The following is a 14,004-nucleotide window of genomic DNA, read 5'->3' as shown; positions in this document are numbered from 1 at the left end:
TTATATTGAATGGTACTGAAACTTTGGCTATCTTATCAAGATTTACCGACATGTTTTACAGTAGTGTTATATTGAATGGTACTGAAACCGCGCCAGAGATGATTGTCTGGTCAAGAATGTTTTACAGTAGTGTTATATTGAATGGTACTGAAACGTATTTACGAGTATGAGTAGGGTCAAGAAGGTTTTACAGTAGTGTTATATTGAATGGTACTGAAACGTAAACTTCGCTACCGTCAACACCGTCTACAAATTATGTCCAATATCTAATGTTATATTACAAAACACACCTTTTTAGAAAGCGAAGCGAGCAAACGTTTACCACTAATGAAATTGGCGGTAAATATAATTGGCTCAAGAGGGGTAGGTATTAAAAAGCCCAAGCAAAGCTTGGTACGCCCCTGATGGACGACGACTTGCGGGGCGTTACCCCGGCGGGTAGCGATCTAGAATCTGCTACAGGCACAAGTCCTGTTAGTAATCCATCAGGAGCTCGTCTATAAATGTATCACAAAACATATCAAGCGTAACTTGGTTTCCAGTGATTCGCCCCTAGCTAGTAGACGAATCACCGGTTTAGCGTCAAACAACGGAGTTGGAGTTGTCGATAGGCAGCTCGCTGACAACTTTACAGACGCTACGACTATATGTAGTCTAGCAAACAACACGTTAAATATCAATTCCGAGGACACCTACAGGTCAACGAAGTCAGGCTTTTCCGGCGCGCCTCCTGAAGATTACCGCTGTAGGATCTAACAAACACCACGATACAAGTATGTAATCGTTAAAGAATATACTGACGACAGGTCCATCACCGCGACATTCTAAACGCTCAGATATCGACCAGTGCAAAAAAACAAAGAGTAGCGAGGCGGCCACCGAATTACATTGTGAATACCGCCTAAGAGTGATAGACTGCAAATACATAACTTAAATCAACGTCCCCCTAAACTTGTAAAACCAGTTGCGTAGCCTTTGGCTGATGAATAAAAATCTGAGCATCGAATCAGGAGAAATATGACACACTCACACTCAAACCCAAACATAGAGATACCAAAACACCTAAAAGAAATCGCACATATCAGCGATGAGAATTTCAATATACCTCCTATACATCACAATGAACGGCCCATAACTCGACTCGGGTCTAGAGGAATTGTATTGAATGATAACGGCGAGATAGCCGTCATCCACAAAAAAGCTAAAAATGAATATAAGCTTCCTGGTGGCGGTATTGACAATGGGGAGGATCCACGAGAAGCATTTAGGCGTGAATGTAGAGAAGAGCTGGGTTACTCTGTCATCATAACTAATGAGCTGGGCATAACCATCGAATATAAGTCACAGGAAAACTTCCAACAAGTTTCATTTGTATACGAAGCAAAAGTAACAGGCCAACCATACAGGAACAGACTCACTTACAAAGAAAAGGCAGAAGGAGCCGCGAGCTATGATTCGGTGTATAGGACTAAGTTTATGGTCCTTAGGGATGCTCAAATTTTAGAGCACTACATAAAAACAACTAAATAGCAAGCACTATAGAACTACCCTGTATTAACCAAAACACTACAGCCGTTCATTAACCTAACGCTATCTCACGCGTCGTCGCAAACGATATAGACCGATAGAGCCGGCCGCAATCGTGAGGCACACCACACCAATGATTAAGTAGAGGTTGTCACCGGTGCCAGCCAGAGATGAGTGGCTCTTTTTCTTATTCTGTTCTGGAGTCGCAACACCTACGCCGCCAGGTTGCGGTAGCTGCGGAGTTAAAGGCGACGAAGGAAGGGAAATTGTCAATACTCCTTGAGTAACCGACACATTACCAGCAATATCTGTAAACTTCATCTTGACCGTATACGCTCCATCACCAAGCGCGGCAATAGAATTTGACGGCAGTGTCCATATGCCACCTGCGACTACGGCAGGGTAGTCAACGCCGTTAATCGTCACAACCACCGTCGCGGTCGGGTCATTTACCGTACCGCTCAGAGCCGGTGAAGCGACCGTCGCTTGTTGCGTAGTGAGCGCACCAGTTGGCGCAGTCGTATCTATAGTTAATGTCAGCGGCATTGATGGCGCCGATACGTTGCCTGCCGAGGTTTCCCGACTATAGGTCACAGTGTGACTACCGTCAGATAGAGCGTTAGGCAAAGTAACCTCTATTGGCCCCGCCGATGTACAATTAACAACTTGCACCTCAACACCATCAACTATAAGGTGTAGTTTATCAGTAGCAGATATGCACTGCAACGTTACTACTGGCCTCGTATTTTTAGTGATATTGTCTGAATCGCTACTGCCGGTATCAGAAGATGCCTTGAGAGTAGCCCTCGCCGGTGGTACTACGACATTAGCATCAACATTATAGGTCTTCGACGAGTTGATACTAGTTGTGTTGCCAGCGACATCAGATGCCGTCACAACAACGTCAATCGTACGGTCGGGATCCGACACGAGCTCAGTACCTGGGACTGTCACAGAGAATCTGCCAGTAGCATCAATCGTGGCCTCATATATCACACCGTTAATAGTCAATCTGGCTTTATCACCGGGATGAGCGCCGGTTACCGAGCCGCGGATGAACTGCTGTGCAGCCGCCTCGACAGAATTGATAGTATTATCAGCTGTTACTGGGTCCATTGTTACTGTCGGGGCAGCTGGAGCGGTTGTATCTATCGTAACAGCCAAAGCGGGCGAGCTCGGCGACTCGTTACCTGCTGCGTCCGATTCTTTGAACGTAACAGAATGATTGCCCTCGGTCAGCGGCGCAGTCGGTACCATGTCTACCGGGCCGACATTTGCGCAATTTACAGTCCCATTAGCGGCACCATCAACATACAGTGTAAGTGTACTACCCACCTCAGTACAAACCAACTTAAAGACCGGTTTATTTTTATTAGTAATATTATCTGAATCACTATCGCCAGTGTCTGATGTGGCTGTCATATCAGGGGCAGCAGCAGGAGCGACCGGCGGCTGAGTATCTTGCCATTGGGCATAAAGGGTAATGTCACCAGTGAGGTGGAAGTTGGCGCCTGGGGCGTATGGTGTACCTGCACCGTTAGGGGCAGTGTTCCAGCCGGTGAAGCTGTGGCCGGTTTTGGTGAAGCCGTTGTTGGCAATCTGGACGGTGGTGTCGTAGTTAGAGACAGTGTCTGGGGTTGCGCCACCGGTGCCAGTGTTGGCATCGTAATGTATCTTGTACTGGTTAATTGTCCACTTGGCGTAGAGGGTGGTGTCGCTCGCTGGCATAGTGTCGGTGGCGAAGTTCCAGGCGTTAACTAGACCAGCCTCCTTGTACCAACCGGCAAAGGTGTGGCCAGTTTTGGTTGGAGCGGTAGGGGTGGTGGCTTTTGCACCAAAGGCAACAGTTTGGTCTGGTACGTTAGAGCCACCCTTGCTGTCGAAGTGGAGGGTGTAGTTGTTTACTTGCCATTGGGCATAAAGGGTAATGTCACCAGTGAGGTGGAAGTTGGCGCCTGGGGCGTATGGTGTACCTGCACCGTTAGGGGCAGTGTTCCAGCCGGTGAAGCTGTGGCCGGTTTTGGTGAAGCCGTTGTTGGCAATCTGGACGGTGGTGTCGTAGTTAGAGACAGTGTCTGGGGTTGCGCCACCGGTGCCAGTGTTGGCATCGTAATGTATCTTGTACTGGTTAATTGTCCACTTGGCGTAGAGGGTGGTGTCGCTCGCTGGCATAGTGTCGGTGGCGAAGTTCCAGGCGTTAACTAGACCAGCCTCCTTGTACCAACCGGCAAAGGTGTGGCCAGTTTTGGTTGGAGCGGTAGGGGTGGTGGCTTTTGCACCAAAGGCAACAGTTTGGTCTGGTACGTTAGAGCCACCCTTGCTGTCGAAGTGGAGGGTGTAGTTGTTTACTTGCCATTGGGCATAAAGGGTAATGTCACCAGTGAGGTGGAAGTTGGCGCCTGGGGCGTATGGTGTACCTGCACCGTTAGGGGCAGTGTTCCAGCCGGTGAAGCTGTGGCCGGTTTTGGTGAAGCCGTTGTTGGCAATCTGGACGGTGGTGTCGTAGTTAGAGACAGTGTCTGGGGTTGCGCCACCGGTGCCAGTGTTGGCATCGTAATGTATCTTGTACTGGTTAATTGTCCACTTGGCGTAGAGGGTGGTGTCGCTCGCTGGCATAGTGTCGGTGGCGAAGTTCCAGGCGTTAACTAGACCAGCCTCCTTGTACCAACCGGCAAAGGTGTGGCCAGTTTTGGTTGGAGCGGTAGGGGTGGTGGCTTTTGCACCAAAGGCAACAGTTTGGTCTGGTACGTTAGAGCCACCCTTGCTGTCGAAGTGGAGGGTGTAGTTGTTTACTTGCCATTGGGCATAAAGGGTAATGTCACCAGTGAGGTGGAAGTTGGCGCCTGGGGCGTATGGTGTACCTGCACCGTTAGGGGCAGTGTTCCAGCCGGTGAAGCTGTGGCCGGTTTTGGTGAAGCCGTTGTTGGCAATCTGGACGGTGGTGTCGTAGTTAGAGACAGTGTCTGGGGTTGCGCCACCGGTGCCAGTGTTGGCATCGTAATGTATCTTGTACTGGTTAATTGTCCACTTGGCGTAGAGGGTGGTGTCGCTCGCTGGCATAGTGTCGGTGGCGAAGTTCCAGGCGTTAACTAGACCAGCCTCCTTGTACCAACCGGCAAAGGTGTGGCCAGTTTTGGTTGGAGCGGTAGGGGTGGTGGCTTTTGCACCAAAGGCAACAGTTTGGTCTGGTACGTTAGAGCCACCCTTGCTGTCGAAGTGGAGGGTGTAGTTGTTTACTTGCCATTGGGCATAAAGGGTAATGTCACCAGTGAGGTGGAAGTTGGCGCCTGGGGCGTATGGTGTACCTGCACCGTTAGGGGCAGTGTTCCAGCCGGTGAAGCTGTGGCCGGTTTTGGTGAAGCCGTTGTTGGCAATCTGGACGGTGGTGTCGTAGTTAGAGACAGTGTCTGGGGTTGCGCCACCGGTGCCAGTGTTGGCATCGTAATGTATCTTGTACTGGTTAATTGTCCACTTGGCGTAGAGGGTGGTGTCGCTCGCTGGCATAGTGTCGGTGGCGAAGTTCCAGGCGTTAACTAGACCAGCCTCCTTGTACCAACCGGCAAAGGTGTGGCCAGTTTTGGTTGGAGCGGTAGGGGTGGTGGCTTTTGCACCAAAGGCAACAGTTTGGTCTGGTACGTTAGAGCCACCCTTGCTGTCGAAGTGGAGGGTGTAGTTGTTTACTTGCCATTGGGCATAAAGGGTAATGTCACCAGTGAGGTGGAAGTTGGCGCCTGGGGCGTATGGTGTACCTGCACCGTTAGGGGCAGTGTTCCAGCCGGTGAAGCTGTGGCCGGTTTTGGTGAAGCCGTTGTTGGCAATCTGGACGGTGGTGTCGTAGTTAGAGACAGTGTCTGGGGTTGCGCCACCGGTGCCAGTGTTGGCATCGTAATGTATCTTGTACTGGTTAATTGTCCACTTGGCGTAGAGGGTGGTGTCGCTCGCTGGCATAGTGTCGGTGGCGAAGTTCCAGGCGTTAACTAGACCAGCCTCCTTGTACCAACCGGCAAAGGTGTGGCCAGTTTTGGTTGGAGCGGTAGGGGTGGTGGCTTTTGCACCAAAGGCAACAGTTTGGTCTGGTACGTTAGAGCCACCCTTGCTGTCGAAGTGGAGGGTGTAGTTGTTTACTTGCCATTGGGCATAAAGGGTAATGTCACCAGTGAGGTGGAAGTTGGCGCCTGGGGCGTATGGTGTACCTGCACCGTTAGGGGCAGTGTTCCAGCCGGTGAAGCTGTGGCCGGTTTTGGTGAAGCCGTTGTTGGCAATCTGGACGGTGGTGTCGTAGTTAGAGACAGTGTCTGGGGTTGCGCCACCGGTGCCAGTGTTGGCATCGTAATGTATCTTGTACTGGTTAATTGTCCACTTGGCGTAGAGGGTGGTGTCGCTCGCTGGCATAGTGTCGGTGGCGAAGTTCCAGGCGTTAACTAGACCAGCCTCCTTGTACCAACCGGCAAAGGTGTGGCCAGTTTTGGTTGGAGCGGTAGGGGTGGTGGCTTTTGCACCAAAGGCAACAGTTTGGTCTGGTACGTTAGAGCCACCCTTGCTGTCGAAGTGGAGGGTGTAGTTGTTTACTTGCCATTGGGCATAAAGGGTAATGTCACCAGTGAGGTGGAAGTTGGCGCCTGGGGCGTATGGTGTACCTGCACCGTTAGGGGCAGTGTTCCAGCCGGTGAAGCTGTGGCCGGTTTTGGTGAAGCCGTTGTTGGCAATCTGGACGGTGGTGTCGTAGTTAGAGACAGTGTCTGGGGTTGCGCCACCGGTGCCAGTGTTGGCATCGTAATGTATCTTGTACTGGTTAATTGTCCACTTGGCGTAGAGGGTGGTGTCGCTCGCTGGCATAGTGTCGGTGGCGAAGTTCCAGGCGTTAACTAGACCAGCCTCCTTGTACCAACCGGCAAAGGTGTGGCCAGTTTTGGTTGGAGCGGTAGGGGTGGTGGCTTTTGCACCAAAGGCAACAGTTTGGTCTGGTACGTTAGAGCCACCCTTGCTGTCGAAGTGGAGGGTGTAGTTGTTTACTTGCCATTGGGCATAAAGGGTAATGTCACCAGTGAGGTGGAAGTTGGCGCCTGGGGCGTATGGTGTACCTGCACCGTTAGGGGCAGTGTTCCAGCCGGTGAAGCTGTGGCCGGTTTTGGCTAGGCCATTGATATTCGCCTCTACGGATACACTATCGCCAGAGTGCAACGTCTCTCCAGTCGAAGCCGGCGGAGCACCAGCGTCAGCACCATTGGCATTATATGAAACTGAATAAAGATTATTGACCGAGATAGTTAGGTGCTTATCGAACGTTTTCCCAGCCTTATTGGTAGCACGAACACAAATTTCCAAAGTAGCATTCTGCTCATAATCCGGTGACTGCGCAAGCTTAATTGTATTGCCATCAATTGCCACGAGATTATTCTGCGCGCCAGTACAGTCAAGGGTATATGTAAAATCACTTTGTGGCGAATTAACGGCATCGGTACTATTTAACCTACCCAATACTGTGCCAGTGGTGGTATTCTCATCTACATCTGTAACGCCAGTATAGTCCACTGCCGTAACGGTATACGCTGTACAATCTTTACCTGCATCCGTAATTATCCATGATTTTGTAGCAATCAAATCATTGCGCTTAGCCTCTGCCACACAGTAATTACTGTTACCGCCGCCAAGCTTGACATTACCTCTGACAGCCTGTGCCTGCCAAGAAGTCAGCGTCGCATCGTAGTTTGGCGTTGATATCTTAACGCCATCGAGTAATCTATCTGCATCTGTCAGACGACGGACATCCCAGTGCGCCAACGACTGGTCAAACCTCTCGGCGCCAGCTAGCGCCAAAAGGGCGTCCGTAAGTTGGGTAGTATTCCATTCACCGATAGGTTGATTAAACTTTTTTGCATATGCCAACACCGCCACCATAGTATTGACTTTGCTGACGTCCCACGACTGAATAGGCTGATTAAATTCATAGGCATTAGTGAACGTATTGTCCATATCTGTCACCTTAGATGTATTCCAGCTTGAGATATTTTGGTTAAACTGACGGGCCCCAGAGAATGTGCTGTTTAGACTCTCTACATTTTTAGTGTCCCACTGCCAATCAGCACCCTCACCCTTTAGACTTTTGGCGTCTCGAAACATATAAGCCAGGCTGACAACCTGGCCCATGCGTGGCTTGTCGGTAGCCTTTACATCGAGGTTTTCCGCCCCATCAAACGCGTGCTCCATATTTTGCCATTCATTCGTACCCCACTGGTCAATCGAGATGACCTTAAACCTGTCACCCCTGTAGTCAAAATATATCCTAGGAAATGCTCCAGCAATTCGGACCTTATACACACCGGCAGTCGCATAAGAACAGGTGGCGTTACCTGTTTGTCCCGTCAAGACTACACCGTTGCCACAAACCAATGTATAGTTATAGCCACCACCGATCGTTGGAACCGTGAAAGTGTTTCCCGTGCCTTTGCGCGTGTCGATCGTCATCACAAAGTCGGTCGAGTTAATCGCATCAGCCTTAGCTAACTGACTTGCCACAAAATACTGAACAACCAAGACGCCAACAGTAACCGCAGCTATAGCACTAGCCAGCAACAGTCGCCTCGTCTTTTGCATTATCCTCACGCGTGACACCTCTATTACTTTTTATATGTAGGTATTTAAAGCTAATGCTCTAATTATACTCTAATCATTGATAGGTTACAACAGGCAAGCCACACTCAAAAGTTGCATCAGACGACAGTAGAGAAGCGCACTCGTCACTTTGACAGATATAGAAGGGGTAGAGCAAGGCAGACGGGTAGAAAAATAAAGCGTATCTACCTTCACTATACTCTTATTTTGTGGTATAATATGCACACAGCCTCCCTCACCATAAAACGGGTAGGGGAGTATCCGCACCTACTACAGAAGGATGAAAAAATGACTGCCTACGACAACCCGCTGGCCGAGGCACTAGCAAGCCTCGACGGTTGCACAATCACCGTCGAGAAGAAAGACGATAACGCGCTACTGCTACATATCGCTAGAAGCAGCAGATCCCGGCGTAAGCAAGGTGGCTCAGCCGATTTGACTATACGTCTGAATCCTGGCAACATCAAAGATTGCCAGTTCGTGGCGCACGGTCATCGTGCGTATAATATGGCGCTACTGCTTATCGACGAGCTCTTGGCACACACACCCCCGGGGAGATGTAATATCTCTCTGGAGGCGGTAGAGGAGCACCGCCGTAAGCGTCGTAGTCGCAGATAGTAATGTGCGGATGGCCCGTAGACATTGTTCTATGGGCCATCTTTCATATTATAAATAAGTCAGAAAACATTATAGAACAAAAATAGAACTTACAATATTTTATTTCTGTAGATATATTTTTGATTGTAGAAAAACCATATAGACCTAAAACTTTCAAAAAGTGCAAAGATTTCAATCACTATGCAGGCTCAAAAGGACTAAAGGAAACGTCCAAAAAGGGGATCAAAAAATCAAACCGGCCACACAAAAGAAAGGGACCGCACATAACTAACTTACGAAATAAAACTTAATCAATTTTTGCCCATAGACTTAACGTCGCACAATATACCTTTTGAGACATTAAATATAAATACAAAAGATGAATCAGCATACGTCTAGCTTGAGTGCTAATTTTGTATATATGAATCATATGGGGGAGTTTGCTGCCTACCCAGATGCCTCTATCACTCAAAGATTACGTAGCACTAACTTTTTTATAGCTTACTCTGACAAAGCTCGTAGATCATACATATGTTCTTTTCTGGAATACTCTTGGCGTCTACCAATGTCTAGCAGACCGACCGTCTATATAGTTTTCCACAACGATATATTTAATTTTTCACGACTTATGTGACATATATTTGCTTTTTTCGATTTTTATTACCCCCTATCCTTTTTCCCTGCTTTTTTGACAATTTGCAATTTCCCTATTTTAATATGCTAAATATATTTTTGTAAATTTGTTGATAATGAGAACAAAAATAGAACATTTACCAATCGGCAAGGGTGTACGTTTAGTCTCTCGCCCCAGATCCAGCTACTTATAATAAGCCTTTCCACTAACTCGCACATCAAGGTATGTAGGGCTAATTCCACTAGCCAAAAGGTACCGTATCGATCGGGCTGCGTCCTCGGCCTGAGCCGCTGCCGGACGATCAACTGAGAATTTAATTGGGTACGACACCCCGTCAACCGACATCAACAATTGACGCGTAGTACCTTCTGGCAGAACGACTTGAGTAGCACGATAGCCCTGCTCAGCAAGTCTACCAATTAGTCGCCCCATAAAACTTAGAAATCGGTTGCTTGCTAAAATACGATTATTACGAGTCTGGACGCCCGTCTGATCAAGCACCGAAACGGTTGGCGCGTCATAATAGTTCTTCTCAAATCCAATACCCTTTTGATCCACGTACAGCCGAACATCTCCCGTTTTCCAGCTAACGACCGGCTTACGTACTTTTAATGATATCGTACTAACACCCAGGCCGCCGAACGACAAACTAGATGAAACTTCCTCTACCTCTGGTGCGCCATGTGTCTGCAGATAAATGGCTAGATTTTTAACATTTAGCGTTAGTCGGCTTCGTTCAAAGAAATGTGCGTTCAAGTATTCCTGGATTTTCTTTTCATAAAGAGACTTATCCTCTGGCTGGACAACGACGGCCTCCTGAAAACGCACATTTGGCAACGCGATGGACTCATACAGCAGATAGCCCAAAAGCAAAGTAGCCACACTAACACCCAACCATACACCGAATAACTTACGACGATGACGCCTGAGATCGTGCGCCTGGACTCGAGCTGAACGTAGCTCATTAAAAGACTCGCTGGCGCTGGAAACATTTGACGATAAGCTACCTGTCAACGTCCTGTTACGTCGAAAAGCGTAGCGCTCATCAAGAGAATCGGCGTTTGCTCGCCCCTCTCGAACAACCAGACCGCTACGACGCGCTGGTACTTGTTGTTTTTTTCGCAATAGTTTCATAGCAGTTATGCTTCCCTGCTATTATAGCAGTCACAAGCTACTTTTTCACCGCAGAAACGATCAGCGTAGCCATGTCGCGTGCAGCATTTGGCTTAGCAAACTCATAAAATAGCCTGCTCATCTGTTTGCGACGAGTGTCGTCTGAGAGGATATTTATCACCTCATCAAGGAGTATATCGGGGTGCTTCTCTAGTTGATTTTCATCTATCACACTTACAGCTCCCTTTTCGGCGTAGACGGCGGCATTCTTTAGCTGATGCCCTCCCGTCAGGTAGCCATTAGGCACAAGAATCGTCGGCTTAGCAAGCGCTGCAAGCTCAAGAATCGTCGTCGCACCAGCTCGCGCCACCACAACATCGGCTGCACCCAACATGTCTGCCATACCCTGCCCTACAAATGCATGTAGCTGATACCGCTCATCGTTTTGCGGGGTCAAGGCCCTCATTTCGTCATACTGGCCCTCGCCACTTATAAGTACGATATTTGCCCGCTCCATCAGTTCATTGAGCATAGTTGCTACAGCCATATTTATACGTCGTGCGCCAAGCCCTCCACCTGTAATGACAACAAGCGGTCGATTCGAGTCAAAACCAAGCGACCGCTTCACCTTTTGCCTATCTCCTTCGCTATAAGGAGTAAACTCCGCTCTCACCGGCACTCCCACATAGCGTGAGAGTGAGCTGGGGTATGAGTAAAATTTTAGTGGCGCACCAGTACCTATCCTAAAAGCCCAACGAGCAAGAATCCGATTTGTTAGACCAGGGTGAGCGTCAGAGTCATGAATCACGAGTGGTATTCTCAACATATGAGCCGCAAACCCAATCGGTAGGCAGACAAACCCGCCTTTTGTAAATACAACGTCGGGTCGCCACACTATTAATTTAGCAAAGCTCTGAATCGCCCCAACCGCGACCTTGATTCCGTCGATTAAATTCGGCAACACGATCGTTCGAAGCTTGATAAGCTGCTGGATAAACGTCAGATGATGATACCGACGCAGTTTACCGCTCACGACAACATCGACTCGAATAGAATCATCAAAATGCTTCATGACACGTCTGGCCTGCGATTCAAACTTTCGATCACACCAAAACCTTATTTCAGTATCAGGATACTGATCTTTAATTTCCCGTAGAACGGCGACGACGGGCGTAACGTGACCCCCCGACCCCCCACCGGCTGCTAGTACTTTCATGAGTAGCCTCCTTTAGTTGAACAGGTCTATGACTGGTGTAGCGTGACAGCTGAAACGCAAGACCAAGCGCAGCACACATAAATATCATACTTGTCCCGCCAAAACTGAGCAATGGTAGCGTAATTCCTGTTAGTGGCGTAATACCTATCATTGACGCAATATTCATGGCGACATGAGCCACAAGCCACCCAAATACGCCCGCCACAGCTAGACGCATCGACATGTCAGGCAAGCGGTCAGATATTTTGAGCAAGCGAAGCAACAATGCGCTAAACAAGCCTATGATAATCGTTGTACCAATAAACCCAAAGATTTCCCCCATGATAGCAAAAATCGAGTCATTAATCGCTTCTGGTAGGTATCCCGTAGCTTGGATACTCTTTCCGATCCCTCGACCAAACAACCCGCCCGTACCGAGGGCAATCTTTGCATTTTTGATATGATAATTGTTATCTGACTCATTGGCAGCAGTCATCGAGGCGCTATCACCACCTATAAAAGTCGTCAATCTCTCCATACGGTGTGGTGACGTAACAAGCGCAATTATGCCGAGCACTACACATACAACTGCAATTTTCAATAATATTTTCCAGTTCATCGTACTAACGATAAACATCGTTGCAAGCATCGAAAAAATTGCCAGCCCCGTACCCATGTCTTTTTGGATAACAACTACGATAAATAATGCCAAACCAGATAGACCCAAAATAGGATACAAAGTTGCCGACTTATCGTCTATCTTGCCCTCAGAATATCGCTTACCTAAAAATGCCGCCGTATAAATCAATAACGACAGCTTCAAAACTTCTGCCGGCTGAAAGCTTAGGCTACCCACCTGGAACCACCGATATGCCCCGAGCGTTGACGGCACGATGTGCGCAACATTACCAAGCAAAAACAACAGAAATGACAGCGCAAGACCAACGCATACTAGCTGAAAGCCATATTTGCGGAGTTTCGTAAATGGTACAGTTGACATGAAAATAAATGCCAGAAGCGCTATTGCTAGGCTAACCACTTGTTTGATCACAAAAAAATTCTCAGTATAGGTATTTGTGTTATAAATTCGATTCAAAAGATTAGCTCGCTCTGGCCCGATCGCATACATAACGACCAAGCCAAGTAGCATGAGAATACCCATAAACAAAACTATTCTATAATCAGGTCGATGCCTACGCTGATTAGCGACATCAGTAGAGCCCTGCAAAAAAGTTGAATGCCCATCTCGTCGACGCGCAACACTCACAGCTAGATGTGCCCCCCAGTAAGTGCTAGTAGCAACCCAATAAACCCAGCAACACAAGCAATCACCCAAAACCGCATAGTTACTTTTGTTTCCGGCCAACCCTTTGCCTCAAGGTGATGATGTATCGGCGCTGAGATAAATATCTTTCTCCCAAAAAATCGTTTTGCGGTAATTTGGATCAAGCTTGACCCCGCCTCAATCACAAAAATCATGCCAATGATCGGTAGCAGAAAGAGCGTGTTCGTCAACATGGCGACTACACCAAGGCTCGTCCCAAATGCAAAGCTACCGACGTCACCCATAAAGAACCTCGCAGGATAAATATTAAACCAAAGATAGCTCAACAGCGCGCCAACTACCGTGAAACAAAAACCGGCGATCTTTAGATGTCCTTGCAAAAGGGCGATCATACCAAATACCGAAAATGAAACTGCCAGGAGCCCTCCGGCAAGCCCGTCAAGTCCGTCGCTTATATTTACCGCATTTCCAGTCGACACAACGACTAGTACAAAAATAGCAATTATCCACACTCCAACCTGCCAATCACCCACAAACGGTACATGAATCGACGTATATCCAAGCTTTGCATAAAAGAACCAGCCAAGAACAAGTGACATCAGAATAATCATCACAAATTTTAGACTAGAACGAAGGCCAGCAACACCCTTACCCTGCCCACGGATATTGATTATGTCGTCAAGAAGCCCGACAGCCGCGCCACCGATCAGCGCAGCCAACGGCAATTGCGTCTGGGCTCGATCCCAGTTAAAACCAAGCGTAACGACAGATATAGCAATAACACCAATAATACCCGCCATCGTCGGGATATTACGAGTAAATTTATTCTGATGAAGTTTAGTAAATATCTGCAGTTTTTCGCCCAGCGTACTAGTACTTCGCTGTTTTTTCCAAAACTTATAACGGTAAGCAAAATATGTATAAACTGGCGTCAACACCATTGACAAAAGAAAAGCACCAATACTCAAGATAAATGTCGCATTAAGGTCAGTCGTTAGATGGTGAATCGCTGCGTGGGGTGGAAGTTCCATAACCGTATTA

Annotated in this window: 7 protein-coding genes and 1 CRISPR repeat array (1 of these 8 cut by a window edge); of the genes, 2 read left to right on the top strand and 5 right to left on the bottom strand. The window is 48.1% G+C overall.

The annotated features are described in order from the left end of the window. Nucleotides 1-294: a CRISPR direct-repeat array (repeat unit 36 nt; unit sequence GTTTTACAGTAGTGTTATATTGAATGGTACTGAAAC); it reaches 608 nt to the left of the window's first position. A 723-nt stretch (nucleotides 295-1,017) separates the two neighbouring features. Then, nucleotides 1,018-1,530: an NUDIX domain-containing protein gene (locus tag GWK75_01325; GenBank protein ID QHU91103.1), complete on the top strand. Its 513-nt coding sequence runs from the start codon at nucleotides 1,018-1,020 to the stop codon at nucleotides 1,528-1,530. Nucleotides 1,531-1,590: 60 nt separating this feature from the next. Here GWK75_01325 and GWK75_01320 read toward each other — a convergent pair whose 3' ends face one another. Beyond that, nucleotides 1,591-8,121, bottom strand: a complete 6,531-nt coding sequence (locus tag GWK75_01320; GenBank protein ID QHU91102.1) for a BspA family leucine-rich repeat surface protein — start codon at nucleotides 8,119-8,121, stop codon at nucleotides 1,591-1,593. Nucleotides 8,122-8,358: 237 nt separating this feature from the next. Between GWK75_01320 and GWK75_01315 the strand changes: the two genes are divergently transcribed. Next, entirely contained in the window at nucleotides 8,359-8,757 is a 399-nt protein-coding gene (locus GWK75_01315) for a hypothetical protein (protein ID QHU91101.1), read from the top strand. Nucleotides 8,758-9,553: 796 nt separating this feature from the next. Here GWK75_01315 and GWK75_01310 read toward each other — a convergent pair. From GWK75_01310 to mraY, 4 genes are read right to left on the bottom strand one after another with little or no spacing between them, the layout of a single operon-like run. Continuing rightward, entirely contained in the window at nucleotides 9,554-10,504 is a 951-nt protein-coding gene (locus GWK75_01310; protein ID QHU91100.1) for a hypothetical protein, read from the bottom strand. A gap of 37 nt (nucleotides 10,505-10,541) precedes the next feature. Continuing rightward, nucleotides 10,542-11,699, bottom strand: a complete 1,158-nt coding sequence (locus tag GWK75_01305; GenBank protein ID QHU91099.1) for a hypothetical protein — start codon at nucleotides 11,697-11,699, stop codon at nucleotides 10,542-10,544. After that, the gene (locus GWK75_01300) at nucleotides 11,626-12,945 is read right to left on the bottom strand and encodes an FtsW/RodA/SpoVE family cell cycle protein (GenBank protein ID QHU91098.1); all 1,320 of its coding nucleotides are present in this window, start codon (nucleotides 12,943-12,945) and stop codon (nucleotides 11,626-11,628) included. Before GWK75_01300 ends, GWK75_01305 begins: the two co-directional genes overlap by 74 nt. A gap of 2 nt (nucleotides 12,946-12,947) precedes the next feature. Next, nucleotides 12,948-13,994 (bottom strand): phospho-N-acetylmuramoyl-pentapeptide-transferase, encoded by a 1,047-nt coding sequence (gene mraY / locus GWK75_01295; GenBank protein QHU91097.1) that lies wholly within the window; start codon nucleotides 13,992-13,994, stop codon nucleotides 12,948-12,950. Between the last annotated feature and the right edge of the window lie 10 nt (nucleotides 13,995-14,004).

The organism is Candidatus Saccharibacteria bacterium oral taxon 955, assembly GCA_010202265.1.
Lineage (GTDB): Bacteria > Patescibacteriota > Saccharimonadia > Saccharimonadales > Saccharimonadaceae > Saccharimonas.
The sequence above is the reverse complement of the archived record's forward strand: the minus strand, read 5'-3'. Positions and strand labels throughout refer to the sequence as shown.

Excerpts from the sequence above, each read along its gene's own strand:
- mraY (QHU91097.1), bottom strand. The coding sequence starts at position 13,994 with ATGGAACTTCCACCCCACGCAGCGATTCACCATCTAACGACTGACCTT.
- GWK75_01325 (QHU91103.1), top strand. The coding sequence starts at position 1,018 with ATGACACACTCACACTCAAACCCAAACATAGAGATACCAAAACACCTA.
- GWK75_01320 (QHU91102.1), bottom strand. The coding sequence starts at position 8,121 with ATGCAAAAGACGAGGCGACTGTTGCTGGCTAGTGCTATAGCTGCGGTT.
- GWK75_01310 (QHU91100.1), bottom strand. The coding sequence starts at position 10,504 with ATGAAACTATTGCGAAAAAAACAACAAGTACCAGCGCGTCGTAGCGGT.
- GWK75_01305 (QHU91099.1), bottom strand. The coding sequence starts at position 11,699 with ATGAAAGTACTAGCAGCCGGTGGGGGGTCGGGGGGTCACGTTACGCCC.
- GWK75_01315 (QHU91101.1), top strand. The coding sequence starts at position 8,359 with ATGCACACAGCCTCCCTCACCATAAAACGGGTAGGGGAGTATCCGCAC.